The following is a 25,930-nucleotide window of genomic DNA, read 5'->3' as shown; positions in this document are numbered from 1 at the left end:
AAAACCTCGGGTGCGCCGCGATCTGCTGGCGGCGTGGTTCAGGTTTCGACGCCGAACAGGGTGTGCAGCCCGGCCAGGCTGGCTTCGTAGCTGGCGCGTTCGTTGATGCCTTGCTGCAGGAAGGCTTCCAGTTGCGGATAGGCGCGCACGGCTTCGTCCAGGACCGGGTCGGCACCGGCCTGGTAGGCGCCCACCGCAATCAGGTCACGCGAACGCTGGTAGCGCGAGAACAGCTGCTTGAAGCGCCGCACCAGCTCGAAGTGCGAGGGTTTGATCAGGTTGTGCATGGCGCGCGAAATGGATTGCTCCATGTCGATTGCCGGGTAGTGCCCCTGGTCGGCGAGTGCGCGTGACAAGACGAAGTGGCCATCGAGGATGGCGCGCGCCGAGTCGGCAATCGGATCCTGCTGGTCGTCGCCCTCGGCCAGCACGGTGTAGAAGGCGGTGATGGAGCCGCCCCCTTCGGCGCCGTTGCCAGCGCGTTCGACCAGCGCGGGCAGGCGTGCAAACACCGATGGCGGATAGCCGCGTGTAACCGGCGGCTCGCCGATCGCAAGAGCAATCTCACGCTGCGCCATCGCGTAGCGGGTCAGCGAATCCATGATCAGCAGCACATCCTTGCCCTGATCGCGGAAGTGCTCGGCGATCGTGGTGGCATAGGCCGCGCCTTGCAGGCGCATCAGCGGGCTGGTGTCGGCTGGCGCGGCCACCACCACCGAGCGGGCACGGCCGCTGGCGCCGAGGTTGTGTTCGATGAACTCCTTGACCTCGCGGCCCCGTTCGCCGATCAGCCCGACGACGATGACATCGGCTTCGGTGTAGCGGGCCATCATGCCGATCAGCACCGATTTGCCCACGCCCGATCCGGCGAAAAGCCCCAGACGCTGGCCGCGCCCCACCGTGAGCAAGGCGTTGATGGTGCGGATACCCACATCCAGGCTTGAATCGATCGGCGCGCGGGTCAGCGGATTGACCGGGCGGCTCTGCAGCGAGCGCGTGTGCTTGACCAGCAGTGGGCCCAGGCCATCGAGCGGACGCCCGGCGCCATCGACGACGCGGCCGAGCAGTTCGTCGCCCACCGGCAGGTGTTTGGCGCGGTCAGAGGCGCGACGGCGCGGTTCAACCCGTTCGCCGGTGCTCAGCTGCGGCTGGGCCGGGTCATTGGGGACGACATGCACGCCGGGGGCGAGGCCGAAGACGTCGTCGGTCGGCATCATGAAGAGTTTGTCGCCGGTGAAGCCAACCACTTCCGCCTCGACCGATCCGCCGCCGGGGATCAGGATGCGGCAGCCCGAACCGAGCGGCAGCTTCAGGCCCGAGGCTTCCATGACCAGCCCGTTGATGCGGGTCAGGCGCCCGGCCACCTGGTAGGGCGATGCGACGCTGGCCATCTTGCCGCAGTCCTGCAGGTAGCCACGCCAGGCTTCAGCAAGGCGGGCCATCAGTCATCGCTCCAGGGGTGTGCGGTGGACAGGTTTTCCACCACGCGGCGCCAGCGGGTTGCTGCGGTAGCGTCCAGTTGCGTGCCGCCGATCTCGATGCGGCAATCGCCGCGTTCGAGCGAGTCGTCTTCAACCACGCGGTGCCCCACGTGGGCGTAGTGCTCGCTCAGGTAGTGCTTGACCAGGGCGGCGTCCTCCGAGTGGATGTGCACCGTGCCGTGCTGCTGCGGCAACTGTGCGAGTGCCTCGCGCAGCACCGGGATCAGCGATTCGGGTTTGCGCGCGATGTGGTCGCGCACCACCAGCCGCGCAACTTCGAGCGACAGGGCCAGGATCTCGCTGCCAATGGCTTCGTCAAGATTGCCCAGGGTTTCGTCGAAGCGGGTCAGCAACTGGTGCAGTTCAGAGGCTTCAAGCCGGCCGCGCGCGCTGCCTTCTTCGTAGCCAATGTCGTAGCCGGCCTTGTAAGCATCCTGGTGAATCCGCTCGACCTCTTCGGCGGTAGGCAGATGAACGCCGGGTGCGATTTCAAGTGGCCCGCTCGGCAGGTCCGGCGCGGTCTCTTCGGCAGGTGTTTCGGCTTCGGCCGGCGCGGCGATTGCCGGTTCGGTCTCGGCTTCAGCCGGCAGCGGCTCGGCCGGGGCCGGCGCTGCGAAGTCCTCGAACTGCACACGCCGGTAGGCCCCGGTGGCCTGGTTCGCGCGGATGATCAAGTCGAGCGCCATGGCTAGTCAGCTCCGCGATCAGACAAAATCGTCGCCGCCCTTGCCGCCCAGCTGGATCTGGCCTTCCTCGGCCAGACGGCGGGCGATCTTGAGGATTTCCTTCTGCGAGGCTTCCACTTCCGACAGCCGCACCGGGCCTTTCGATTCCAGATCCTCGCGCAGCATCTCGGCCGCACGTTGCGACATGTTCTTGAACACCTTTTCGCGCATTTCGGGGTTGGCGCCCTTGAGCGCGATGACCAACTGGTCGGACTGCACTTCGCGCAGAATCGTCTGGATGCCGCGGTCGTCGACGTCCATCAGGTTGTCGAAGACGAACATCTCGTCAAGGATGCGCTGGGCCAGATCCGGGTCGTACTCGCGCACGTTGTCCAGAATCGCGGTTTCGGCGGCGCTGCCAACGAAGTTGAGAATGTCGGCCGCGTGGCGCACGCCACCGATCGAGGTCTTTTTCAGTTGGGTCGAGCCCGACAGCACGCGGGTCAGGGCTTCGTTGAGTTCCTTTAGCGCGGCCGGTTGCACGCCGTCGAGCGTGGCGATGCGCAGCAGCACGTCGTTGCGCTGGCGCTCGGAGAAGTGTTTGAGGATTTCGCCAGCGTGGTCGAATTCCAGGTGCACCAGAATCGTTGCGATGATCTGCGGGTGCTCGTTCTTGATCAGGTCGGCGGCAGTGGCGGCATCCATCCACTTGAGCGATTCGATGCCGGCCGTATCCGAGCCCTGCAACACGCGCGAGAGCAGGTTGGCGGCACGCTCGTCGCCCAGCGCCTTGGTCAGCATGATGCGGATCTTCTCGTCGTCCGCCTGTACCGGCGAGCTCTTTGCGGCGTAGATCGCCACTTCGTTGATCAGTGCTTCGATCACCTCGCGCCCCTGCGGCACCAGCTTGGTCATGGCGAGGCCAAGCTTTTGCACTTCGCGCGGCGACATATGCTTGAGTACGTCGGCCGCCTCATCGGGGCCGAGCGTGAGCAGCAGCAGTGCGGCTTTGTTGATTCCCTCGTCAGCGTCGCTCATTTGGCGAACTCCCCATCCATTCCTTCATCAGGGTTGCGATGACCTTCGGGTTCTTCACCGCGATTTCGCGCACCTTCGCGATCTTGCGTTCGAAGCTCATGCGGGCGATTTCTTCCAGCCGTACCTCCGGCGGCAGGAGCTGGTCGTCCGGGATCTCTTCGGGTTCGCTGAGACTGACCACGTAGCCTTCCTCCTCTTCGGCCTCGCCTGCGGCCTCGGAACCCGCTTCGCCGGGAGCCGGCACGGGCGGCGGGGGCGGGGCAACGGTGCGCACCAGCGGGCGCAGCACACGCAGCCACAGGAACAGCGCAAGCATGGCGAGCAGGGCCCAGCGGCCGATCTGCATTGCCAGCTCGCGCAGTTCGGGGTCTTTCCAGGCCGGCAGATCGTCGCCACGGCGCGCGGCATCGGTGAAGGGCGCATTGGCCACGTTAACCGTGTCGCCACGCGTTTCGTTATAGCCGACCGCTTCGCGCACGAGATCGTTCACCTGCTTCATCTCGGCTTCGGTCAGTGGCACCGTCTTGACGTTGCCCTTCGGGTCGCGCTCGGACTTGTGGTTCACCACCACGGCGACCGACAGCCGGCGCACTTGGCCCAGCGCGCGCTTGGTGTGCTGCACGGTCTTGTCGAGTTCATAGTTGGTGGTGGAGTTGCGGGTGGTCGACAGCGGCTGCGCCTGGTTGGCGGCGCCCGGGGTGCCGGGGGCTGCGGGCGTTGTGATCGGCGCGGTTGCCGGCACCGGCGGCTGGTTGGTCAGCGCGCCGGGCACGCCCGCAGGTGCGGGCTGCATGGTGGAGGCGTCGGCCAGTTGCTGGCTGCGGATGGCCTGGTTCGGGCTCGGGTTCGGTTTGTAGGTTTCGGCGGTCTGTTCTTGCTGGTCGAAGTCGACGTCGGCGGTAACCTGCGCGCGCAGATTGGTCGGCCCGACGATCGGTTCGAGGATGCTCTCGATCCGCCGCACGAAGCGTTCTTCAATTTCGCGCACATACTTGATCTGGGTGGCATCGAGCCCGCTCGGGTCGGCGCGCGTGGTGAGCAGGTTGCCGTTCTGGTCGATCACGCTCACCGCCGATGCGGTGAGCTGCGGCACCGAGGCCGACACCAGGTTCACGATGCCGGCGATCTGGCCACCGTCGAGCACACGGCCGCCGTGCAGCGTGAGCACCACCGATGCCGAGGGCTTCTGTTCGTCGCGCAGGAAGGCGGTCTGCTTGGGGATCGCCAGATGCACCCGCGCGTTCTGCACCGCGTTGAGCGAGCCGATCGTGCGACCCAGCTCGCCTTCAAGCGCGCGCTGGTAGTTAACCTGCTCATGGAACTGCGACATCCCGATCCGGTTGCCTTCCATCAGCTCGAAGCCAACCGAGCCGCCCTTGGGCAGGCCCTGGCTTGCAAGGCGCAGGCGCAGCTCAGCCGCCTGGTTGGAGGGCACCAGGATTGCCGAACCGTTGTCGGTCACCTTGAACGGAATGTTCTGCGCCTGCAGCGCGGTGACGATGGCGCCGCCATCCTTTTCCGCCAGGCCTGAGAACAGCACCGCGTAGTTCGGCTGCTTGCTCCACAGCCACATGCCGGTGAGCAAGGCGATCGACATGGCAATCGCAATCGCGCCGGCAATCTTCTGGCGCGCCGTGAGCTTGTTGAAATTCTCGCGGATCAGCTCCAGCGGGGACTGGGGCGGCGCGGGTTGCTCGGCAGTCAGTTCGGCATCGGCCATGGTTTCGACCTCTTGGGCGCAAAGGCCCTTTTCTGGATGACCGCATTGTCTTGTGCCGGCGGCAAGCGCAAAGTCCGTTTAAGCGGCAGTTTTTGCCGCCTATTCGCCGGTTCTTGCCGGCGCGCTGCCTTTAATCTGCGATTCGGGCCGCTTTGCTCCACCACATCATGCAAGAGACGATCCAGCCACCCCTCGATGCCGCGCAGCTTGCCGAAGCCTTCCGCCAGTTCTCGGAAGCCTCGGCGCAGCTCACGCACGCCTACTCGGGGCTTGAACGGCAGGTCGAACGCCTCAACGAGCGCTTGACCGGCCTGCTGGCCGCCTTGCCGGCGGGGGTTGTGCTGCTCGATGCCATGGGGCGGATCGAGCAGGTGAACGACGCGGGTTGCGCCATGCTTGCCGAAGGCCTGGTCGGGCGTGACTGGCTGTCGGTATCGAGTGCGATGCTCCGGCCCACCGAATCGCCGACCGAGTTCGAAGCCGGCTTGCCCGATGCCGTGCGGCGGATTGCCATGTCACAAACCGCGCAGGATTCGGCGGGCGGCCGCATCGTCCTGCTGCACGACGTGACCGAGGCCTGGCTGATGCGCCGCAACGCCGCACGCAATGAGCGCCTGGCTGCAATGGGCGAGATGGTCGCCGGACTCGCTCACCAGTTGCGCACGCCGCTGGCAGCCGCCTTGCTGTATGCCGGCAACCTCGCTGAACCCACACTCAGCCCGGCCGACCGTGCGCGCTGCGCCGATCGCACGCTGGATCGCCTGCGCCACCTCGAACGCCTGATCCGCGACATGCTCAGTTTTGCGCGCGGCGAAGTGCTCGGCACCGAAGACTTCGATATCTGCGAACTGGTGGCCGAACTTGAACACACCATCGAGCCGGTTGCCGCGCGCCGCGCCGTGGCCTTTACCAGCCGCTGCGCCTGCCCCGGCCTGCGCTTTGCCGGCCACCGCAAGGATATTGCCGGCGCGCTGACCAATCTGCTGGAAAACGCGCTGCAGGCGGTGGGCGAGGGCGGGCGGATCAGCCTCGCCGCAGCGCACGCCAGCGGGCGTGTCGAGTTCACCGTAATCGACAACGGCCGTGGCATCGATGCTGCGCTCGAAGCTCGCCTGTTCGAACCCTTCTTCACCACCCGTGCCGATGGCACGGGCCTGGGCCTGGCGATCGCGCGTGGCGTGGCCCGCGCCCACGGTGGTGACATCACGTTGCAATCAACTCCGGGGCAGGGCAGCACGTTTGTCCTGTCGCTGCCCCTGCCGATCCGCGAGGACGCCGCATGATCGAAACGCTCCACATCCTCGTCGTCGAAGACGATCCCGATATCCGCGATGCCGTGGCCTTCACGCTCGAAACCGCCAGCCATGTCGTGACGGCGGTGGGCGACGGGCCGGCCGCGTTGGCCGCGCTGGATCGCGGTGCCTTCAACCTGGTGGTCAGCGATCTGCGCATGCAGCCCATGGATGGGTTGCAGCTGCTCGATGCGATCCGCGCCGGGCATCCGCAACTGCCGGTGATGCTGATGACCGCCTACGGCGATGTAGGCACCGCCGTGGCCGCCATGCGCGCCGGCGCCTGCGATTTCCTGCTCAAGCCCTTCGAGCCGGCCGTGTTGCTCGAACAGGTGCGCCGCTATGCCACGACGGTGCCGGACGAATCGGAAATGGTGGCCGAAGATCCGCGTACCCGCGAAGCCCTGGCTTTGGCCGCCCGCGTTGCGGAAACCGACGCCACGGTCTTGCTGACCGGCGAATCCGGTACCGGTAAGGAAGTCTTTGCGCGCTACATCCACCGCAATTCGCGCCGGGTAGGCGGGCCCTTCGTTGCGATCAACTGCGCGGCGATCCCCGAAACCCTGCTTGAAGCAACGCTGTTCGGGTACGAGAAGGGCGCCTTCACTGGTGCGCAAACCGCCCAGGCTGGCAAGTTCGAACAGGCAGAGGGCGGCACCTTGCTGCTCGATGAAATATCGGAAATGCCGCTGCCGCTCCAGGCCAAACTCCTGCGAGTGCTGCAAGAGCGAGAAGTCGAACGGGTCGGCGGCAAGAAACCGATCGCACTGGATATCCGGGTGCTCGCTACCAGCAACCGCGACATGCTGCGCGAAGTGCAGTCCGGCCGCTTCCGCGAAGACCTTTACTACCGCCTCAACGTGTTCCCGATCGCCATCCCCAGTCTGCGTGAGCGACCCCGCGACGTCGCGGCGCTTGCGACGCACTTTCTGCAACGCCACGGCACGCGGATCGGCAAGCTCGCGCGCCTCACGCCGGACGCAGCGGCAATTCTTGCCGCCTGGCACTGGCCCGGCAACGTCCGCGAGCTTGAAAACACCCTGCAGCGCGCCGCGATCCTCGCGCGTGGAGAGTGGGTCGAAGCGGCTGATATGCGCCTGTGCCTGCCGCAGCTTGGCAGCTCAGCAGCACCGGCCAGTGAGGCTCAGGTCATTGCCCCAGCCCCGGTCATCGACGAAAAACCCAGCAACATGAAGGATCTGGAGCGGCAACACATTCTCGATACCTTGAAATCAGTCGGCGGCTCACGCAAACTGGCAATTGAAAAGCTCGGCATTTCCGAGCGAACCCTGCGCTACAAGCTCCAGCAGTACCGGGCGGAGGGCGCCGACATCTGAACTTGGCACGGGCTTTGCTGGTGACGGGTACGGAGAGGACTCAAGATGGAAACGCGCGGTATTGAACAGATGATCGGTCAGATGCGCGCCACCGCGGATGCGGCGGCGAGCAAACCCGCGTCAGCCGATGGCGCCGAGAGCGTCGACTTCTCGCAGGTCCTGCAAGGCGCGTTGCAGCAAGTCAGCCAGGCACAAACCGACGCCAGGGCCATGGCCGAACAGTTCTCCGCCGGCGACCCGAACGTCAACCTGCAAGACGTGATGGTCAACCTCCAAAAGGCCAGCCTCTCGTTCCAGCAAATGGTCCAAGTTCGAAATCGCCTGGTAACTGCCTACCAGGACATGATGAACATGCAGGTTTAGGGGTGTTGCTGCGCGTTTCGCGTTGTAACAAAAACCGTTGAAAAACAAAGGCGTGAGGCGGTTTTCTGTTTCTTGAAACTCCCTGGAACACCTTGCTAGTGAGTTCGGTTGGGGGTATGGTTGGTGGTACGGAAGCCCGATACCCCCAGTGCCATGAAAACCGCCAGCGACGTCCTCAGTGCCCTCGACCAATCCCGCAAGCTCACTGATGACGGCATCCCGCGTGCGCTGACTGATAAAGGAGCGCGTGCGTTGCGCAGCGCTGACAAGCTGCTGAAAGTCGCTGATGGCGGTGGATTGTTCCTCGCCATCACTCCGGCGGGTGGAAAGATCTGGCGATACAAGTACCGGCTAAATGGTCGGGAAGGGTTGTACACACTCGGAGCTTTTCCCTCTGTCGGGTTGTCGTTGGCCCGCAGCATGCACCGAGCTGCCCGTTGGATCGTCGCGCAGGGCAGGCACCCGCTCGACTGGATCGAGGCCGAACAGCAGCGGATCGCATTGGAGGAATCCAAGGCTGCAGGGAACACGCTTGGGGGGGTGCTTGATCGTTGGCTGGCTGTTGCCGATCAGACCGCGCGCCCTTCGACGGCAAAGCATCGACGTGCCCAGTTGGCGCGTGGGTTGAATCAGGAGATAAGGGCGCGCCCGATTGCCGAGATCACGCGCCGCGAACTGATGGCGGAGCTTCAACAGCTTGACATCGAGCGCCCGGTCACAGCGAAGCAAATTCGGATGTACCTGCAGCAGGCATTCGACTTCGCCATCGACCACGAACTTGTGGGTGCGAACCCCGTACCCCCGTCGACCGCGCTCCGGATCGGCAGAGCACGAAGGGTAGTTCCGCGCAAAGCGATGCCGTTGTCAGCGATGGGACGCTTTCTGCGCGAGTTACGCGATACCCCCAAGACTGATCGGACGACCAAGGCTGCAATGCGCCTGCTGATCTTGACGTGGTGCCGCACGAACGAGGTTTTGCAGGCACGTTGGTCAGAGTTCGACCTTGAGCGCGCAACGTGGCTGATTCCCGCCGAGCGGATGAAAGCCGGAACGGCGCACGAGATCCCGCTTTCGCGCCAGGCGGCGGAATTGCTGCGAGGCATGCGCGAGCTACGAGGCGCAAGTGAATTTGTGTTTCCAAACCGACGATCGGACGGGCGCGGCATGTGTCGCACCGTTCTGACTGAGTGGTTGCGACGGCACGGATTCAAGAACATGGCGGACGCTCACGGGTTTCGTGCGACTGCTTCAACTTGGGCGAACGAGACGGGTCGCCATTTGCCGGACGTAATCGAAAGGGCGCTGGCACACGGCGAACGGAACAAGACACGCGCGGCCTACAATCGTTCCACCTACTCCGGTTTTCATCGTGAGCTTCTCCAGGAGTGGGCTGACTTGCTAGATGCGTTTGAGGCTGAAGGTGATGCATGTAAGGCGGAATGAATGATGGGCACGGATGTCAAAAAGCCGCGGTCGCACCAAAAACATGGTTTTTTGCCGCTCGGGCAAATAGAACAAGCTGTTTTCGATCGCAGGCGGCAGCGTGGCGACCCAGTGTTCAATGAGGTCTCGGAGTTCTCTGCCGCCCTAGCGGGGCTCGCGGTTCAATATGGGCAGCGCTGTAACCTTGCGGTGAAGACGAAGAGCGGCAAAAAGGTAAAGGATGACGCAAAGCAACTTCGCTATCAGAGCGTGGCAGATGCTGCAAGCAAGCTAGAGCTTGCGTTGGCCGAGCTCGGCTCCGTAGAACTTGAGGCGCTGAGTTGCCTACGAGATGCGGCGGCCTCGCGTCTCATTCATTGGAAAGAACGTGACGGGCGCAGCCTGTTGAGGTACGTGGAGGACGCGTCGTTACAGGAGGAAGCAGAGGCGCAGGCAAAGGCGTTATCCCGTAAAGGGCCGACGAAGCAAGGGAAGAAACTTGTGGCTGAGCATTGGGCGGCGCAGCAATTTGTGATGCTGTGCCACAGGTCAGGTTGGTCACCGGTGAAGGTTTCAAACGGTCCAACGGAGACGCTGAACCCCGACGGCGGGCGCTACTCCGACTCGACGCTTTGCTTGGGGGCTGTCTTTCACCGGGCAGGGATGAAGTATCCGTTGTGTCTATCCCAAGCGAACACGGTGCTGCGCAAGCTGCGCAGGGTCTATGTGGTGGAGGAAAGGCATCTCGTGAGTAGTCCTAGGACTCGCGAGGAACCGTTCTACGACTACGAGGACGAATGCCATGCAGTCTGTCTTGATTGGGTGATCGATCTTTGACTTGATTGTGCCCGTTGCATATACGTACGCTGACGCGAATTGAGCGCTGCGCTGGTGTGGCTGACCAGCGCGCTGTTCACACCTGACGGATTTCTCCCGCTCTGCGCGATGCAGGGCCGGCCTCGGCCCCTCCGTGACATTCGCCCGGCTGGGGCCAAATCACCGACGGCACTCGGCCAAGACCGAACACCCAGCGCGAACAAGACAATCGCGCCATTGATTGATGGCAGCAGACCTTGGCAAAGCGGTGCTCACGCCAGCAGTAGAGCCATCTATTCACCCACCTTCCGCAGACGCACGAAAACCGTCGCCCCCGGGTATTGAGTCTTCCAGTCAAGCCAGAGCTCATCATCTTCTTCGCTAACGGTTCGGATCAGCGAGACAGAGCCGTTCTTATCGAATGACCCGATACACCCTTCGCAGCCTGGGATTGCATTGACCACACTGCTGAACGAAACATTGACATCCCGGTCACCGTTTGTGGTGCCAAACGCGCTGTACCGCCCCTCAGCGTGGCCCGGGCCTGCTGCGGCGAAAACGTATTCCATGCGACCACGCGGGCTACTGCCGTCCACGATCCACTCGCCGCGCCATGTCCCGACAAGGCGGGCCCACAGCGCATCCGTCACCGGAATGACCGAGTACCCCTCCATCTTGCGTAGGCGGTGGACGACGGTGACCTCGCCGTATTGGATCGCAAACTGACGAAAGAGATGACCGCCTTCTTCGCTGACGGTTTCGTTGTACGGAACGCCGGCACGATCTACGGCGCGGATACAACCGACGCAACCCGCTACGGTGTCGAACTGCCGGCCACTGAACGGAACGTTGATCGACTTGTCGCCGTCGGGCGTGTCATATGCGCTGTAGCGGCCTGCGACATTGCCCGGACCTGCCGCAGTGAGGGTTTGATCCAGGCGGCCACGCGCGCTGCCGTCCGCAAGAATCCATTCGCCCCGCCACTTGCCGATCAATCGTGGCCACAGCGCCTCGGTGACCGGAACGGGTTGCCCGCGGATCGCGAAGGACTCGGCTGACGGAAGCCTCTGCATGTCTTCATTGTGGCGGACGTAACCACGGCTAAAGAAAGCACCGGCGGCGACCAACATCTCGGGCGTGCGCTGGTTCCAGTAGTGGAAGGTATGCGCGCCCTCATCTTCCCGGTAGTAGAACGAAACACCCCGCGCTTGAAGGGCGCGCGCCAGGGCGCGGTTGCCGCCGAGCAGTGGGTCTTCGGTGCCGCAAAGCTGGACAAAGGAAAAAGGGAGGCGCGTGATGGGCGGCACTTTGTCGAGAAGGTCTTGCGGGTAGAAACCACTCAACGCGATCGCGATTCCAAACCGATCGGGATGGCTCAGCGCCAAGTGAAAGGCGCCGAAGCCGCCCATCGACATACCGGCCACACCGGATTGCGCGACGTTGGGCGACAAGCCGTACCGGTCCTTCAGCCAGAGGGGCAACTCTTCCGTCAGGAACCGCTCGCTGACGCCGGTGTAGTTAAGCGTTCCGCTGCTCGGCATCACGATGACGAACGGACGAATGAGATCTTGGGCCAGCAGGTTGTCCATGAAATGATGGACTTGCCCCGTCTTGTACCACTGGTCCGCGTCCATGCCTGCGCCATGCAGGAGCAACAAAACCGGATACGGCTGCCCGCGTTGAAATCCGGGTGGTAGGTAGACGTTCAGTTTGACCGGGTGGCCCCACGCCTTTGATGGCACCGCGACCGCGTCCACCTTGCCCGCCGGAACGCCCGCGCGAGCGCTCCAGTCGCCATCACCGACAAAGACGTACGAGTGCCGGCCGCCTTGGCCATCCGCATCGTTCTGGGTACCGACGGGGTCTGTGATCCATGCGCCATCGACCACAAACTTGTAGAGCCATTGCCCTGTGGCAAGGTCGAGCCGAACGTGCCACTTCCCGTCCGTCCCCTTCGCCATGGGGACCTTGGCCTTGTCCCAATCGGTCATTTCGCCCGCCAAAAACACGGTCTTGGCCTTGGGCGCATCCAGTTGAAAATCGACCGCGACAGCGGAGGCTGTGCAGGAGAAGAGCACAGCGCAAAGCGTCACGCAACGGGCAACAATACTTAGCATGGCAGGTGGCCTTTCTATAGCTCACACGTCGGCCGGTGTGAGCCTTTCTCAGTGCAACGCTGCGGTGGAGGGCAATAGCCAGAGATCCATCATTCGCTACTATGACGCTATTCTCCGTCCTCCATGCTGGGGCGAGCGCGCTTCTGTAGTCTCGAAGTTCCATGAAAGGACACCATGCCCGGAAAAGATGACGCGACCGCCTCGTGCAACCATCGTGGCAGACAGCGCCGACCGGGTCGGAACCGCCTCAGTGTTGGTGGCAGCCCAATGCGAAAGCGACCAGTGACACGAATCTCCGAGCGGGCGGATGATCGCTGATGCAGCTCTGGATCGGCTGCTCAATGGCTCACATCGAATCGTTCTGAAGGGTGAGTCCGTGCGTGCGACGCGCGCGTGGCAGATGTAACAGCAACGGCTTCATGCCCACCAGCGGGGGCGGCGCGATGCCCCCGTTTCGCGGTGGCGACGTCATCAGAATTGGCAGGTCAAACCAGCGTTGCGTTCCATGGACGTACAGCGAGCGCGTTCAAATTTGTCAGCGCCAGCATGCGTAGACCTTTCCGTCGTTGCGTCGTCGTGTCTGGCTGCGCGTCAGCCAACTGTCGGCTTTCCATGTAACGACCGAGTCTCCATCCCACGAGCGGGCCGTTTCAGGCTGGGCATCCTCCCTGGCTAGACTATTTCTGGATATGCCAATGTCCTGGACATTTGGTCCCGCCTGTGGCGCGCGATTTTGTCCGTGCAGTCCGTCGGAGGCTCGCGCAGCATTCGGGGTGTTCACAACCTTTATAGGGACACCGCGATGGCGATGCGAGTATTAAAAATCAGGGACGTCTGCGAGAAACTTGCGGTGAGCCGCACCGCTTTGTGGAGGCTCTGCAAACGTTCTGACTTCCCCCTGCAGGTGCAGCTCGGGGGGCGGTTGAGCGGGTTCCTTGAGCACGAAATAGACGAATGGCTTGAGGTCCAGGCGGCTGCACGGGTGAAGGGGATGGCTGGTCATGGCAGCTGAGCGCCTCGGGCGCGCGCCAGCGCCGGGTAATTCCGAGCTTCAGGACCACACTGTGGTGCTCCGGCAATGGATCGACGAGGTTGTCGGCAGGTGTTCACGCTGGATAGCGAGCTTGAGGGGCGTGACTTTCGGCGTTACGGGCCATGGATACATACAGCAGATTGCTGGTCTCAGATCGCAGCATTCGCGGCCGCTAGGTCCCGATACATTGTGTACAAGAGGCGCCTCCCGCGCTGCTTCCATGGAATGCCTTTCGACCCCGACCATCCCCGCCGGAGCTCCGCGTCGCGGACGACCGCCTAACTCGTTTCAGCTCCGGGGGTGAGCATGGGATTTTCACCCGGGAGTCGTTTGGCAGCCATGGGTCGTGCTCAGTCAAGGTCTGTGAAGACATGCGCCGAATACGAGCGGCGCTATTTTCAACTCGACAAGCGACTCTGCCGCGCGGCTGGCCAGCAGTGGGTCTCTGCTGGAGATTTCGTCGAAGCTTTGATCGCACTCCGGCCGACGCTCGCAGCGCGCACCTGGCGGGTATACAAGGCCGCGGCACTTTGGGGGCTGGAGCGCTACAAAGATCGCGATGATGACTCAATTGAGCGACTCTCCTCAGTCGGCTCAAAAGGGCTGCCGCCGCGCTCGAGGCGCACTTCAGGCGCGAAGTCGAAGGGCGTCAGCATTGAAGCCCAAAGTGCCGTGCTCGCTGTACTCGACACCATGCAGGGGCGAGGATGCGGCACCGCAAGGCGCCTCGCGGATATGCTTATCGCGTCGCTGGCTGTCGGCCTCAGACCAGGTGAGTGGGCGAGCTCGCAGCTCGTGAGGCTTCCGGGCGAGCCCGCCGCGCTAGTCGTCCAGAATTCTAAGGCCACCAATGGCCGTGGGTGCGGCGTCGAGCGGATCATCCTCGTCGATGAGCTATCGCCAAGCGCGACTTCCGCGATTGAGCGCGTGATCGGCTTCATGCATCGGGAGGCGCGGACTGACCATGAACTGCAGCGCGCGATGAGTCGGCTCCGCTCGCTGCTGCGCAGCGTGCGTAAGCGGGCTGCGCAAGGCATGACTGGACGTGCAAAATCTCAGTGTCTGGGACTTTGCCTTTACTCGTGTCGTCATCAGCTTATTGCCGATGCCAAGTGCTCGGGCATGGCTCAGCCTCAAATTGCCGCGCTGGTTGGGCACCGTTCTCCCGACACTGCCAGCGAGCATTACGCGCATAGCTCCCAAGGCCAGTCGCCTCTTGTGGTGCGACCATCGCCTGAAACCGTCGCAGCCGTCCGGGAGGTCACTGCGCGTCAACGGCCCAAGTCGCCTGCTAAAGAGGCGTCCAGTCCAGATCCGACATCGTCTTTGGGAGGCTAAGCGCTGATGTCGTGATGTATGCAGGGGGCCTGAGCCGTCAGCTAGACCGACCGCAGTTCGCATCAGGGACATCCATCGTTCATTGGGCTACGCCTTCAGCCCATCCTTCAAACGCGGTTGTACCGTGCGCCGGTAGGGTCGATGCACATTCTGCGCCGTTGCAAAACTCAATGCGCCGGCGGCGCGGCAGGTCATCGCTTCACCCATGTATGGATGCGCTCGGGCAGCCTTGCCAGCTCCGGGCCACAGACAAGCTCTACCCGCAGGGCTTTGGCGAGGCGACGCTCGGATTCCCCTACAGCGCGATAGCTGGCCAGCATGGCGCGTGTACCCAGGCCCCCAACGCGGCGGGAGATTTCGGCGAGTTTGAAAAGCGCGTCATTGGCTTTGGGTGCCTCAGGCCTGTCCATTCGGGCGGTCTTGCATTCGATGACGTGCAGGCGATTGCGTGCGAGGAACGACACATCGAGCTCGTTCTTTGCCCCAGAGCGGTCAATCACCTGAAGGCCGGCGGCCTTGTCACGCAAACCAAGCTCACCCGTTACCTGGGTGATGACTCGGAACACATGCTCTTCCAGCCAACCGCCTTTGGCGAACGTACGTTCCGCCTCGCTTGCAAAGCTGATCCGGTTGCCGGAAAGCTGCAGCACGCCCGCTTCAGCGAACTGGCGCAGCAAGGTGTCAAGGCTCCGGCTGTCGGACAGCGCCGGGGTCAGATCCACATGGAGCCGGCGCGCATCCTCAGCCTGCTGGGCCAGCCAGTTCAGCTGCGACAAAGGGCTCTCTAGGCTACCCACCTGAACGATCAGGGTTCTGAGCAGATCACTCTGGCGCTGAAGCGGTTGTGGGCGCTCGATGCCGCCATCAATCTGAAAGCCATAGGCCCTCAGGTAGTGGCGCAAACGCGCCTGGTGTGCGAGGGCATGGCGGGCCACTTGTTCGTCCAGCCACGACACCTCGTCGGTATCTACATCCACATAGAAAACGCGCCAGCCGGCGATCTTTGCCACTGACTGAGCCGCGAGCGCCATCAGCTTCGTGCCGCCGGTGAGGTTGACTGCAATTAATTCACCATCGCGCTGTGCGGCAAAGGACAGAAGTTCGTCTTGCATCTTCGCAAAATCGTGCTCATTCGATAGCGACAGACGCGATACCTTCACGCCTGATTCGCGCAGAACGGGCTCAAGATCGGCCGCCCGCTCTGCCATCTTCGCAGTTGTGCACAAGACCGCCTCGACTGGCTTGAGTGCCGCATCAAGCGCCGGTAGCACATTGGGTGCAGCCTGTTCCGAAACCAGCATCAGGTGAATGTCCGCAAGCGGCATCATTGAATCCTTCAATCAATTGGCGTGGGGGGAAATGGGTCATCAGCGGCGATGCATTCAAACACAACGCTCTCCGGTGGCAGCGCAAGCCGATACCGACGTGGGCGGTTGCCACCGTCTTCAATCAGGTATGGGCCCGCGGCGGGGCCCAGTGCCGCCCGAACCTGTTTGCGAAGCCGAGAAAGGTGCTGAGAGAAGTACGCCTCATCGGCCCCTTCAGTCAGCGCAGCCTCAACGCTGGCTGGAATCTGCATGCTGCCACACGCTGCGGCGATATCGCGCAATGCCTCCGCAGACCAATCCGTGTCAGCAATATCCTTAAGTGGTGCCCGCATCGGTTCTGCCCCCGACCGGGCTCGATGTGCAAACAGCGTCAGCAACGCAAATTCAGCTGGCGACAAGCGAAACGTTTTGCCCGCTGCGCGAACGCGCAAGGACGCCGCATCAAGTCGAAGCTCCGGCGCGCCCAAGGCCGCCTGCGCAGCCGCCACGGTGGCGCCAAACGAAGCGCGTCCATCCAGCAAGTCTGCAGGTAAGCCATGGCGCAAACTCACAAACGGAATCTCTGCCAGTTCAACCGTCGCATGGCGCGCGTTGTAAGTGACTTCCCGATCCCCTCGCCGCACATGGATCGGATGGTCGTGCGGGGTCGGATAGTAAAAGTCGCGATTACTCTCGAAAGGGTCGGATACCAGCACATGAGAAAGCCGATCCTGCGGACGGCCAAATAGCGAAAGCGCGTAGCCGATGTAAAACCCCATCGTTTTGCGCCCCCCCGCGATCGACACGTGCACCGCCGTATCGGGCGATCGTGTCAGCGTCCGCAGCGCTTCAGTCATGAAGTCTGCTGCCGCAGTGTTCTGGGCCGGTGTGCGGATATCCTCCATCGGCTTGCCCAACTCGTCGTGCATGACATGGATGGAATTCTCATCAAACGCAATCGGCGGCAACGCATAGTCCGCACGCAAGCGATGAAACCACCCCGTCGTAGGGGTCAGCAGATTCAAGCGCGCATGCTCTGCGCCGGTCACCGTCGTAATCAGATGGATTTCATCCGGCACCCACGGCGATTCGCCCTGACATGCCAACGCAAACAGCGTCTCGGTCACGATCTGGGGCGAAAGGCCGGTCACGGCCACAAGGACTTTTCGGGGCATGAATTTGAACGAACACGAGTCAAGTACCAACGAATGATGGCAGATGCCCGGTCCGGGCGCCCAAGCGGCAAGCTTGCGGTTGCGCTAGCCATGATCGCCGGTATCCCGCCCTGCAGGCCTGGCCATCACAGCGCACCAGTCGGTCGTGACCGGCGCGCAGTCTCACCAACATTAACCCGTGACGCAGGCTTCCCAGCTACCGGCGTCAGTCGCCTGCATCCATTTGGCGCGCTCTGCTCATCCTCGGCGCCGAAACACCTAGGGGCTGCGTTTGGCGCAGCAGGCAGCTCCGCCGCCTCATTGCTATCTTCCCAGCCCAAGCGGTACGCAAATTCGCCGTACTGCCAAAGCAATATCAACAGCAGCACCACAACCGCCAGCGTCACGCCGGTGCGCTTAAGTTTGCTCGAACCGACTCTCAAAGAAGTACTCCTCCTACTGCTGCGCAATGCCAGACCCGTGTGGCGTTCGCATCTTTCAAAAGTCGCGAACCCCTGAACCTTCTCCATCGCTACGTTCGCAAATCCCCTCGGGTTCGGGGTTCGGTATTGGCCGGTGTCGCAGCACCCCTGACATATGCCGCAGGTCTTAATCCCCTCGGGTTCGGGGTTCGGTATTGGCCTGTGCAGAGCGCTTGCCCGTTTTGCAGGTTGGTCTTAATCCCCTCGGGTTCGGGGTTCGGTATTGGCCGGCGGCGGCGAAAGCCAAAGCCAAGAAGTAAAGTCTTAATCCCCTCGGGTTCGGGGTTCGGTATTGGCCGCTGTTGCGCACGAAGCTGCGCGCCTTCATTCGTCTTAATCCCCTCGGGTTCGGGGTTCGGTATTGGCCGAATGGAAGCGATCCGGTCGTCCGTCGATATTGCGTCTTAATCCCCTCGGGTTCGGGGTTCGGTATTGGCCTAGGGGGAAGCCATCAAGGAATTCTTGGCTGTCTTAATCCCCTCGGGTTCAGGGTTCGGTATTGGCCACGGCGCCGAATTTGAAATCATCAGCGTCCGTCTTAATCCACTCGGGTTCGGGGTTCGGTATTGGCCCTTTCAAAGGGGCAACAAAATGAACACCACCGTCGTAATCCCCTCGGGTTCGGGGTTCGGTATTGGTCGGACAGCATTGACTCCGTGCTCGCAAAGATGCCGTCTTAATCCCATCTGGTTCGGGGTTCGGTATTGGCCGATTCCAACGGTAACTACATACTGGATGTCGAGTCTTAATCCCTCGGGTTCGGGGTTCGGTATTGGCCGCTTCGATTGCGCGATCATCAGCGAGACTTTGGTCTTAATCCCCTCGGGTTCGGGGTTCGGTATTGGCCTCGCCGCAGCCGTTGTAATCGCCTCCGCAGTCCTATCTTAATCCCCTCGGGTTCGGGGTTCGGTATTGGCCGTGCGCTATTCAATGACGTGGCCGGGCGTATCGGTCTTAATCCCCTCGGGTTCGGGGTTCGGTATTGGCCAGAAAACCGGGCTCGTTGTGAGAGAATGCGTCTTAATCCCCTCGGGTTCGGGGTTCGGTATTGGCCCGCCCGAGTACAAAACGCATCGTTCTATCGCGTCTTAATCCCCTCGGGTTCGGGGTTCGGTATTGGCCGAAACAAACTTATACAAAGGCAGTGCAAGCCGGTCTTAATCCCCTCGGGTTCGGGGTTCGGTATTGGCCTTGTGGTCGCCAACGCCCGGACTTGGATCAGGTGTCTTAATCCCCTCGGGTTCGGGGTTCGGTATTGGCCCCGCATCAAAACCAATAATGTTCCACGCTTCAGTCTTAATCCCCTCGGGTTCGGGGTTCGGTATTGGCCACGCAAGCCGGGTTTAACGTTTTCCGGCTCAGTCTTAATCCCCTCGGGTTCGGGGTTCGGTATTGGCCATCAAGAAGATTTTTTCGGGAAGCTGGCGGGTCTTAATCCCCTCGGGTTCGGGGTTCGGTATTGGCCCCCTCCGCACAACTAATTAAATCCCTGACACGTCTTAATCCCCTCGGGTTCGGGGTTCGGTATTGGCCATAAGGCGGGCGCTAACTTGTGGGCCGCGCTTGGTCTTAATCCCCTCGGGTTCGGGGTTCGGTATTGGCCACCCGGTGCCGGGAAGCCACGCCGCCTAAGGGGTCTTAATCCCCTCGGGTTCGGGGTTCGGTATTGGCCCGTTACCCGTGCCGCGAAGGGCAAGGCAAAGGGTCTTAATCCCCTCGGGTTCGGGGTTCGGTATTGGCCCCATCGTGCTGCTGGATGATGGAAGGATGGCTGTCTTAATCCCCTCGGGTTCGGGGTTCGGTATTGGCCACCGGCACCTGCCGGGCTGATTGCGGAATCAGCGTCTTAATCCCCTCGGGTTCGGGGTTCGGTATTGGCCTTTGAACCTCAAGCAGTTGTTCGTTTTTATTAAGTCTTAATCCCCTCGGGTTCGGGGTTCGGTATTGGCCTCAAAGCAGTGCTCTTCAACAACCCGGATGAGTCTTAATCCCCTCGGGTTCGGGGTTCGGTATTGGCCTCAATATTGACGCCATCGTAGCCGAGGCGGTGAGTCTTAATCCCCTCGGGTTCGGGGTTCGGTATTGGCCCGGGTACTACGTCTATCGCTCGGATGTGGGCGGTCTTAATCCCCTCGGGTTCGGGGTTCGGTATTGGCCTCTTTCTTTGCAAGGAGCCGTCGATTGGGGTCTTAATCCCCTCGGGTTCGGGGTTCGGTATTGGCCCTGATCCTGCGTCGCCTTCGGCTCCTGCCGAGGTCTTAATCCCCTCGGGTTCGGGGTTCGGTATTGGCCACATCCAGAAGCTCGAACGCTCGGTGCTCGAGTCTTAATCCCCTCGGGTTCGGGGTTCGGTATTGGCCCCCAGCGATGGGACATGCGAGGCCGCAGGCGGTCTTAATCCCCTCGGGTTCGGGGTTCGGTATTGGCCCGACCTTCGTCACCTTCCCGGGTGGTGATCTGATCGTCTTAATCCCCTCGGGTTCGGGGTTCGGTATTGGCCGCGCATCCCGTGGGGCATGGCACACGATCAGGCGTCTTAATCCCCTCGGGTTCGGGGTTCGGTATTGGCCGAAGGCCCGCGCCTGTGCACGCCGGGTGAAGTGTCTTAATCCCCTCGGGTTCGGGGTTCGGTATTGGCCGAAGAAATGGCGCGCATTGTTGGCGGGCGCTTCGTCTTAATCCCCTCGGGTTCGGGGTTCGGTATTGGCCCCGGGCGTGAGCGCAGCCAAAAAGGTGGCCAAGTCTTAATCCCCTCGGGTTCGGGGTTCGGTATTGGCCCATTGAAACGCAATCGTGGGCCGGCGATCAAAGTCTTAATCCCCTCGGGTTCGGGGTTCGGTATTGGCCCGCTCCGTTCTCGCTACCGCCGTCATCGACGTCTTAATCCCCTCGGGTTCGGGGTTCGGTATTGGCCCCCACTGCGGCGCCAAAGTGAAGCCGCCGAAGTCAGTCTTAATCCCCTCGGGTTCGGGGTTCGGTATTGGCCAGACGATCAAGCCGGACGGTGCAAAGCTGTGTCTTAATCCCCTCGGGTTCGGGGTTCGGTATTGGCCACATCGGCGACGAAAGCTGTCATGGGGATCAAGTCTTAATCCCCTCGGGTTCGGGGTTCGGTATTGGCCCGAGGGGCATCATGAGTCATCCGCGTGCTGCGGTCTTAATCCCCTCGGGTTCGGGGTTCGGTATTGGCCAGATCAGTGCGGTCTGCCGCTCGAAACGGTTCTGTCTTAATCCCCTCGGGTTCGGGGTTCGGTATTGGCCCCGAGAATGATGGCAGTAAAACTGCCTATTCCGGTCTTAATCCCCTCGGGTTCGGGGTTCGGTATTGGCCCCCGAAGCCCGCACCTTCACCTCGCAGGAACCGTCTTAATCCCCTCGGGTTCGGGGTTCGGTATTGGCCTGCTTAGAGGCGCGGCAGGACGGGCAGCGTCCGTCTTAATCCCCTCGGGTTCGGGGTTCGGTATTGGCCGGGAACTACGTAGCGCACGTAAGCTACACGAAGTCTTAATCCCCTCGGGTTCGGGGTTCGGTATTGGCCGTAATCTGGCGTCGCTCGCACCACCGCCGCCGTCTTAATCCCCTCGGGTTCGGGGTTCGGTATTGGCCATTAACGACGGCGGCATCGAAGCCGCCCGCGTTGTCTTAATCCCCTCGGGTTCGGGGTTCGGTATTGGCCAAGGCAGCCAAGGCGAAAGCCAAGGCAGCCGGTCTTAATCCCCTCGGGTTCGGGGTTCGGTATTGGCCCGACGCGATGGGTGAAGGGCACGCGCTGTTCGTCTTAATCCCCTCGGGTTCGGGGTTCGGTATTGGCCGGGCACATGAGCGTGGCAATGGCGAAAGCATTGTCTTAATCCCCTCGGGTTCGGGGTTCGGTATTGGCCGACTCAAATTCTGTAAGAATCTCGGCATCGGGTCTTAATCCCCTCGGGTTCGGGGTTCGGTATTGGCCGCTGTTGCGATGGCAGTAAAACTGTCCGAACGTCTTAATCCCCTCGGGTTCGGGGTTCGGTATTGGCCACGCACTGGATGATGTTGAGATCGCCGCAAGGTCTTAATCCCCTCGGGTTCGGGGTTCGGTATTGGCCATGGATCTATACCAAGCGGTGTTAGCGCAGCGCGTCTTAATCCCCTCGGGTTCGGGGTTCGGTATTGGCCGTGATGGGAATCAAGACATTGGCCCCTGTTAAGTCTTAATCCCCTCGGGTTCGGGGTTCGGTATTGGCCCTCGGCAAACGGCCACGTGGCACGTGCCAGCACGTCTTAATCCCCTCGGGTTCGGGGTTCGGTATTGGCCGTTACCCACAGCTAGCCCACCTCTAACCGCGTCTTAATCCCCTCGGGTTCGGGGTTCGGTATTGGCCCGAAAAGCCGGTGGTGGTGGTGGAACTACGATGTCTTAATCCCCTCGGGTTCGGGGTTCGGTATTGGCCCAGATGGCACTGTCGGCCGCGTCGCTGATGAGTCTTAATCCCCTCGGGTTCGGGGTTCGGTATTGGCCGGCGGCAGGTGCCGCAGCGCCGGCGAAGGTGTCTTAATCCCCTCGGGTTCGGGGTTCGGTATTGGCCCGCTCAGTCTGAAAATGGTTTTGAAATCAGTTGCTTGGAAAGGGGGGTGTGGGGCATTTCGGGGGGGCTCATGCCACGCTGATTTCGGTGTGCTCGGGCGCTTCGGTTTCAAGGAGGAATTTAGCGGCAATAGCGGCGTCGAGCAATATGCCAGAAGGTAGGCTGTTGCGGCCGAGTGACCATACGGCGCAGCGTTGGGGGATGTGATAGGCGCGGACGTCGTCGCAGGTGGGGTCGATCAGTTCGCGCAGATCGGCGAGGAGGTGGTCGAGCTGCCGATCTGAGGCGGTGAGGATGAAGGCGGAGTACTGAACCGGGATGCCTTCTTCGCGCATGAGTCGGTGCACTTGGCGGAGGCGGCGCGGTTGGCTGATGTCGTAGGCGATGAGCCAGGCTTTGGTTTCGGATTTGCTCATGTGTGGCGCTCGCGCAGGTGCCGTTCGAGATCGCCGAGGGCGTTGCCGATGGCGTGGTAGAGGGGGGTGCTTTCGCGCTCAAGGCAGTAGGCGGCGGCCCGCCCCGGGGTGCTGTCGCGCAGGGTTGCCAACGGGGTGTTGAGCAGGGCGCTGTGCAGATGCCAACGCAGGATGCTGCCAAGGAACTCTGTGAGGTGGAAGCCCTCTCTGGCGAAGCCGATGAGGTAGGGGTCGCCGACGTGGTTGTAGAGGTGTTGGGCGAGCAGGCCTGAGGCGCTGCGTTCGAGACTGCGCAGCAGCGGCCCGACGGGTTTGCCGAGCCGTTGCTGGTGCAGGCTGCAGAGTGCGGCGCGTGCGCTTTCCGGGGTGTGCGTGCGTTGGGCGATTTTGGCCTTGATGAGCGTAGCGAGGAGGGTGTTGTGCTCGGTGATGTGGCGCCAGGCCATGAGTTCGGTGAGGCCGTCTGTGTGGGCAAGGGCGCTTCGCAGAAGTTCGCCGAGTGTTGTTTCCCGCTTTCTTGGTCCGAAACACCAGGCTACGGGTTCGCCGTGCTTGTCGTGGAAGACCACGGTCACGCCGGCGCGCAGGCAGGCGAGCAGGGCTTCGGTTGTCCAGGTGGCGGTGGATGGACTGATGACGCGTGAGAGGCGCCGCAGCGGAAAGAGGGTGCGGGCGCGATTGGGGGCGCTGACGTGGAGCGCAATTCCTTGGTCGAGCTTGATGCTCCAGGTGTTGGCGGCATCGAGGTAGAGGGGGTGAATCATGCGAAGGGCTCGTCTTCGTCACAGTCGGGCGCGGGTGCAAGGATGGGCGCTCGCGTCTGGAGTGCCTTGGCAATTGCGCGGGCATGGCGTTGCATGGCGCGCCCGCAGTCGGTGGTGACGGCGCTGAGCGCTGGATAGATTTCTGCCCTTGCGGCTTTGCCGATGATGCAGGCGCCGGCGCCATCGCGGCCAAAGTGGTCGGGGCGGAGGCGGCGTTCGCGGAAGGCGATCCAGACCCATTGGTCGATACGGGGGCGCCAGGGTTCCATGAGGTCGCAGGCGAGGGATGCGCGGCCGTGCGCCGGGGTGTGAAGCGCGCCGATCATGGGGTCGAGCCCGCTTGCCCAGGCGGCGGCTACGGCGCTTGAGTAGAGCATCGAGTAGCCGAGCGAGAGACAGGCGTTGACCGGATCGGGTGGCGGGCGACGGCGGCGCGCATTGAATTCGAGCGATTGAGCGAACAGGTGTACGTAGGCGCGGAAGTAGGCTGCGGCGGCGGCGCCTTCGAGGCCGCGCAAGCTGTTGATACTGCTTGCGGTGGCGATTTGTTCGAGCGTGCGGCCAAGGGTTTGGTTGCCGTCGTGCAGGGGTTTGCGCAGGTCAGGGCGTTCTGCGGCGGCGCGGCGCAGGAAGCGCTGTTGGCGTAATACTTTGCCGCGTACGAGCTGCCTGACGAAGGTGATTGCATCGGCTTCGTCGGGGGTGATGCGGCATTGGGCAATGCGGGTGCGTGCGTCGTTGTGTGGCGTGCCGAGCAGATGTGCAACGCGCTGGCCGCTGCGCCCGCCAAATGCGACTAATCCGATGCCTTGGTCAGCCAGGGCGGCGAGGGTGGCTGAACCGAGTTGCGTGTCGCTCTGGAGGACGATGCGTTCAAGCAGTTTGCCGGGGATCGTGCGTGCAAGCGTGCCGTTCTGGCGTAGCTCAAGGGCGCCTGCATTCCAGCGTAGCTCGAACCCGCTTCGATCAATGACGAGGGTGCTCATCTTCAGCCTTGGTAGAAGTAGTTGGCGGCGACAGGCGCCACGGCGCGGCCAAGTGCTTCGATGCGGGCGCGTGGGTCGAGCTGGACAAAGATGATGCGGTCGGTGGCGGGGTCGATCAGGCTGCGCAGGGCGGCCATGAGTTGTTGCAGTTCGCCAGTCGTGAGCCAGCATTCAAAGAGTGACTTCTGGCCACCGATGGCGTTGCCTTTGACTTCGCGCCGGGCACGGTTGCGTGAGCGGTTGCTGGCGATGTCGTAGGCGACGAGGAACAGGTGGCGTTGCATGTGTGTGCCCTGATGGCTCCTGAGTGGTTGAGAGGAGTCTAGGGGGCGGGCAGGGCGCTGGGAGAATCGGCAAGCTTGCGGTGTGTGCGGGCTTTACCGGGCCTACTGGGTGATGCAATAGCGCCCGAGGCCAAAACTGGTTTTGCCGCCGATATGCAGGGCTTGCCCTAGAGTGAGCAGTTCAATGAAGGGTTGCAGCTTGCCGCTGAGGGTGATGTGGCCGACTGCGCCGCGCAGTTCCATGTGCTGTTGCTGGCGGTTAGACCAGCGTGAATTGCTGGCCCAGCTTAGGGTGGAGTTGCGAGTGTCGATGCTGCGCGCGGCCTGGGTGAGGGCGGGGAAGTCCCAGTCGAGCGGCCACCCGAGTTGCAGTTCGGCGAGGTCGGCGATTCGGCGCACGAGCGCGGTTGTGATTTCGGAGGCGGTGATTTCGTTCGGATTGAGTTGTTTGCCTTGGCGCTTGAGAAACAGGGGCGTTTGGAACTGCAGGGTGAGCTGGGTGGCGTGTTCGTCGGGCTGGAGGAGCGGCGCGTCTTCATGGCATTTGGTGAGGCGGGCGGTGCCGCGCGTGGGGCCGAGCCCGGCGAGCAGGGCGCGTTGCCATGCGGCGATGAGCAGATCGCGCTGTTTGATGGCGCTGCCGATGAGGGTGACGCCGAACTCAAGCTGGGCGCCCGTTGCCAGGCGCCCTTGCGTGTCGGGCGGTGTGAGTACGAATGCCGCTGGGATCTGCCGGTACTGGCGCCGCGCGCGATCGGGGGGCGATGGCTCGAAGATGCGTTCGTAGGCGCATTGGTGGCGGAGGGGGCAGCCATCGCAGGTGGGTGCCCCGGTTGCGCAGGCGAGCTTTCGCAGCGAGTGGCCGAACACGCCGCGCAACGCTGAGCCGGCGAAGGGTGGGAGTTCGATGGGGTGCTCAACTTGCGCCACGAAGCGAATCCGTTGGTAGGGAAAGGGCGCGGGGAAGCGGGGTGTGGTCATGATAGTCGCGTCAGTAGTGCGTATTCGCAGGCCCGTTCGGTGAGCTCGTCGGCGCTGAGCAATTTGCCTTCGGGCAGCCGTTCGTTGATGCGGAGCACGAGGGCTTGGTCGCCGGGTTCGAGCATGGCGTTGATGCGGGCGAACGGCACGGGGATGCCGAGATCGGCGGCGATTCGGTCGGCAGCTCCTTGATGCCCTACGGCGCTGATTACGCCTTGGCGGGCGAACTGGCGCGCGGCGTCGAGCGAGAGCGGGCCCTCCATGCGCCATGTGCCGTAAGCCGTGAGCACCGGGGCGTTGAGCAAGTAGCGGCGGGTCACGCTTGGCTGAGGGCGCTTGGGGTGCACGCAGGGCGTACGTTCAAGGGGC

At 62.5% G+C, this 25,930-nt stretch carries 20 protein-coding genes and 1 CRISPR repeat array; of the genes, 7 read left to right on the top strand and 13 right to left on the bottom strand.

The annotated features are described in order from the left end of the window. Positions 1–38 precede the first annotated feature (38 nt). From fliI to fliF, 4 genes are read right to left on the bottom strand one after another with little or no spacing between them, the layout of a single operon-like run. Entirely contained in the window at positions 39–1,442 is a 1,404-nt protein-coding gene (fliI, locus tag OPU71_RS17585; protein WP_324256083.1) for a flagellar protein export ATPase FliI, read from the bottom strand. Beyond that, the gene (locus OPU71_RS17580; RefSeq protein ID WP_267729366.1) at positions 1,442–2,167 is read right to left on the bottom strand and encodes a FliH/SctL family protein; all 726 of its coding nucleotides are present in this window, start codon (positions 2,165–2,167) and stop codon (positions 1,442–1,444) included. The genes fliI and OPU71_RS17580 overlap by 1 nt, the downstream gene beginning before the upstream one ends. Positions 2,168–2,185: 18 nt before the next feature. Next, the gene (gene fliG, locus OPU71_RS17575) at positions 2,186–3,184 is read right to left on the bottom strand and encodes a flagellar motor switch protein FliG (protein ID WP_267729365.1); all 999 of its coding nucleotides are present in this window, start codon (positions 3,182–3,184) and stop codon (positions 2,186–2,188) included. After that, positions 3,171–4,904 carry a flagellar basal-body MS-ring/collar protein FliF gene (fliF, locus tag OPU71_RS17570; RefSeq protein WP_267729364.1) on the bottom strand — a complete coding sequence of 578 codons (1,734 nt, stop codon included), beginning with the start codon at positions 4,902–4,904 and terminating at the stop codon, positions 3,171–3,173. Before fliF ends, fliG begins: the two co-directional genes overlap by 14 nt. 167 nt (positions 4,905–5,071) lie before the next feature. On the opposite strand from fliF, the gene OPU71_RS17565 reads away from it, so the two are divergent. The 5 genes from OPU71_RS17565 to OPU71_RS17545 all read left to right on the top strand — a co-directional run bounded on the left by OPU71_RS17565 (position 5,072) and on the right by OPU71_RS17545 (position 10,155). Beyond that, entirely contained in the window at positions 5,072–6,187 is a 1,116-nt protein-coding gene (locus tag OPU71_RS17565) for a sensor histidine kinase (protein WP_267729363.1), read from the top strand. After that, positions 6,184–7,533 carry a sigma-54-dependent transcriptional regulator gene (locus tag OPU71_RS17560; RefSeq protein ID WP_267729362.1) on the top strand — a complete coding sequence of 450 codons (1,350 nt, stop codon included), beginning with the start codon at positions 6,184–6,186 and terminating at the stop codon, positions 7,531–7,533. Before OPU71_RS17565 ends, OPU71_RS17560 begins: the two co-directional genes overlap by 4 nt. Before the next feature lie 45 nt (positions 7,534–7,578). Next, a complete protein-coding gene (gene fliE / locus OPU71_RS17555) occupies positions 7,579–7,896 on the top strand; it encodes a flagellar hook-basal body complex protein FliE (RefSeq protein WP_267729361.1) in 318 nt (105 codons plus the stop codon). A 153-nt stretch (positions 7,897–8,049) separates the two neighbouring features. Beyond that, a complete protein-coding gene (locus OPU71_RS17550) occupies positions 8,050–9,339 on the top strand; it encodes a tyrosine-type recombinase/integrase (RefSeq protein ID WP_267729360.1) in 1,290 nt (429 codons plus the stop codon). After that, positions 9,340–10,155: a hypothetical protein gene (locus OPU71_RS17545; RefSeq protein WP_267729359.1), complete on the top strand. Its 816-nt coding sequence runs from the start codon at positions 9,340–9,342 to the stop codon at positions 10,153–10,155. Positions 10,156–10,427: 272 nt separating this feature from the next. On the opposite strand, the gene OPU71_RS17540 is transcribed toward OPU71_RS17545, so the two are convergent. Further along, the gene (locus tag OPU71_RS17540; RefSeq protein WP_267729358.1) at positions 10,428–12,251 is read right to left on the bottom strand and encodes an alpha/beta hydrolase-fold protein; all 1,824 of its coding nucleotides are present in this window, start codon (positions 12,249–12,251) and stop codon (positions 10,428–10,430) included. An 802-nt stretch (positions 12,252–13,053) separates the two neighbouring features. On the opposite strand from OPU71_RS17540, the gene OPU71_RS21385 reads away from it, so the two are divergent. Then, entirely contained in the window at positions 13,054–13,263 is a 210-nt protein-coding gene (locus OPU71_RS21385; RefSeq protein WP_420712398.1) for a helix-turn-helix transcriptional regulator, read from the top strand. 327 nt (positions 13,264–13,590) lie between these two features. Then, positions 13,591–14,622: a hypothetical protein gene (locus OPU71_RS17535; protein ID WP_267729357.1), complete on the top strand. Its 1,032-nt coding sequence runs from the start codon at positions 13,591–13,593 to the stop codon at positions 14,620–14,622. 191 nt (positions 14,623–14,813) lie between these two features. Here the strand turns inward: OPU71_RS17535 and OPU71_RS17530 are convergent, their stop codons facing one another. From OPU71_RS17530 to OPU71_RS17495, 8 genes are all read right to left on the bottom strand, one after another. Then, on the bottom strand, positions 14,814–15,950 hold the full coding sequence (locus OPU71_RS17530) for a Card1-like endonuclease domain-containing protein (RefSeq protein ID WP_267729356.1): 1,137 nt from the start codon (positions 15,948–15,950) through the stop codon (positions 14,814–14,816). An 8-nt stretch (positions 15,951–15,958) separates the two neighbouring features. Beyond that, positions 15,959–17,104, bottom strand: coding sequence for a CRISPR-associated ring nuclease Csm6 (gene csm6 / locus OPU71_RS17525; protein WP_267729355.1), 1,146 nt, complete (start codon positions 17,102–17,104; stop codon positions 15,959–15,961). Between the two features lie 517 nt (positions 17,105–17,621). Continuing rightward, positions 17,622–22,130: direct repeats of the CRISPR family, unit length 37 nt; unit sequence GTCTTAATCCCCTCGGGTTCGGGGTTCGGTATTGGCC. Between the two features lie 68 nt (positions 22,131–22,198). Next, a complete protein-coding gene (gene cas2 / locus OPU71_RS17520) occupies positions 22,199–22,546 on the bottom strand; it encodes a CRISPR-associated endonuclease Cas2 (protein WP_267729354.1) in 348 nt (115 codons plus the stop codon). Then, the gene (locus tag OPU71_RS17515; RefSeq protein WP_267729353.1) at positions 22,543–23,310 is read right to left on the bottom strand and encodes a CRISPR-associated endonuclease Cas1; all 768 of its coding nucleotides are present in this window, start codon (positions 23,308–23,310) and stop codon (positions 22,543–22,545) included. Before OPU71_RS17515 ends, cas2 (OPU71_RS17520) begins: the two co-directional genes overlap by 4 nt. Further along, the gene (gene cas1, locus OPU71_RS17510) at positions 23,307–24,296 is read right to left on the bottom strand and encodes a CRISPR-associated endonuclease Cas1 (protein WP_267729352.1); all 990 of its coding nucleotides are present in this window, start codon (positions 24,294–24,296) and stop codon (positions 23,307–23,309) included. Before cas1 ends, OPU71_RS17515 begins: the two co-directional genes overlap by 4 nt. 2 nt (positions 24,297–24,298) lie before the next feature. Further along, positions 24,299–24,580 carry a CRISPR-associated endonuclease Cas2 gene (cas2, locus tag OPU71_RS17505; protein WP_267729351.1) on the bottom strand — a complete coding sequence of 94 codons (282 nt, stop codon included), beginning with the start codon at positions 24,578–24,580 and terminating at the stop codon, positions 24,299–24,301. Positions 24,581–24,682: 102 nt separating this feature from the next. After that, the gene (gene cas6, locus OPU71_RS17500; protein WP_267729350.1) at positions 24,683–25,561 is read right to left on the bottom strand and encodes a CRISPR system precrRNA processing endoribonuclease RAMP protein Cas6; all 879 of its coding nucleotides are present in this window, start codon (positions 25,559–25,561) and stop codon (positions 24,683–24,685) included. Then, a complete protein-coding gene (locus OPU71_RS17495; RefSeq protein ID WP_267729349.1) occupies positions 25,558–25,881 on the bottom strand; it encodes an STIV orfB116 family protein in 324 nt (107 codons plus the stop codon). The genes cas6 and OPU71_RS17495 overlap by 4 nt, the downstream gene beginning before the upstream one ends. Positions 25,882–25,930 lie beyond the last annotated feature (49 nt).

Source organism: Niveibacterium sp. 24ML (assembly GCF_026586805.1).
Taxonomy (GTDB): Bacteria; Pseudomonadota; Gammaproteobacteria; order Burkholderiales; family Rhodocyclaceae; genus Niveibacterium.
Note: the sequence above shows the minus strand (reverse complement) of the source record. Positions and strands in the feature narration are given on the sequence as shown.

What these genes read in the sequence shown, in the direction of transcription:
- OPU71_RS17540 (WP_267729358.1), bottom strand. Translation starts at nt 12,251, where the DNA reads ATGCTAAGTATTGTTGCCCGTTGCGTGACGCTTTGCGCTGTGCTCTTC.
- OPU71_RS17580 (WP_267729366.1), bottom strand. Translation starts at nt 2,167, where the DNA reads ATGGCGCTCGACTTGATCATCCGCGCGAACCAGGCCACCGGGGCCTAC.
- OPU71_RS21385 (WP_420712398.1), top strand. Translation starts at nt 13,054, where the DNA reads ATGGCGATGCGAGTATTAAAAATCAGGGACGTCTGCGAGAAACTTGCG.
- OPU71_RS17545 (WP_267729359.1), top strand. Translation starts at nt 9,340, where the DNA reads ATGATGGGCACGGATGTCAAAAAGCCGCGGTCGCACCAAAAACATGGT.
- OPU71_RS17530 (WP_267729356.1), bottom strand. Translation starts at nt 15,950, where the DNA reads ATGATGCCGCTTGCGGACATTCACCTGATGCTGGTTTCGGAACAGGCT.
- OPU71_RS17550 (WP_267729360.1), top strand. Translation starts at nt 8,050, where the DNA reads ATGAAAACCGCCAGCGACGTCCTCAGTGCCCTCGACCAATCCCGCAAG.
- cas2 (WP_267729351.1), bottom strand. Translation starts at nt 24,580, where the DNA reads ATGCAACGCCACCTGTTCCTCGTCGCCTACGACATCGCCAGCAACCGC.
- fliG (WP_267729365.1), bottom strand. Translation starts at nt 3,184, where the DNA reads ATGAGCGACGCTGACGAGGGAATCAACAAAGCCGCACTGCTGCTGCTC.
- fliI (WP_324256083.1), bottom strand. Translation starts at nt 1,442, where the DNA reads ATGGCCCGCCTTGCTGAAGCCTGGCGTGGCTACCTGCAGGACTGCGGC.
- cas2 (WP_267729354.1), bottom strand. Translation starts at nt 22,546, where the DNA reads ATGAGCAAATCCGAAACCAAAGCCTGGCTCATCGCCTACGACATCAGC.
- OPU71_RS17515 (WP_267729353.1), bottom strand. Translation starts at nt 23,310, where the DNA reads ATGATTCACCCCCTCTACCTCGATGCCGCCAACACCTGGAGCATCAAG.
- OPU71_RS17535 (WP_267729357.1), top strand. Translation starts at nt 13,591, where the DNA reads ATGGGATTTTCACCCGGGAGTCGTTTGGCAGCCATGGGTCGTGCTCAG.
- fliE (WP_267729361.1), top strand. Translation starts at nt 7,579, where the DNA reads ATGGAAACGCGCGGTATTGAACAGATGATCGGTCAGATGCGCGCCACC.
- OPU71_RS17565 (WP_267729363.1), top strand. Translation starts at nt 5,072, where the DNA reads ATGCAAGAGACGATCCAGCCACCCCTCGATGCCGCGCAGCTTGCCGAA.
- cas1 (WP_267729352.1), bottom strand. Translation starts at nt 24,296, where the DNA reads ATGAGCACCCTCGTCATTGATCGAAGCGGGTTCGAGCTACGCTGGAAT.
- fliF (WP_267729364.1), bottom strand. Translation starts at nt 4,904, where the DNA reads ATGGCCGATGCCGAACTGACTGCCGAGCAACCCGCGCCGCCCCAGTCC.
- cas6 (WP_267729350.1), bottom strand. Translation starts at nt 25,561, where the DNA reads ATGACCACACCCCGCTTCCCCGCGCCCTTTCCCTACCAACGGATTCGC.
- csm6 (WP_267729355.1), bottom strand. Translation starts at nt 17,104, where the DNA reads ATGCCCCGAAAAGTCCTTGTGGCCGTGACCGGCCTTTCGCCCCAGATC.
- OPU71_RS17560 (WP_267729362.1), top strand. Translation starts at nt 6,184, where the DNA reads ATGATCGAAACGCTCCACATCCTCGTCGTCGAAGACGATCCCGATATC.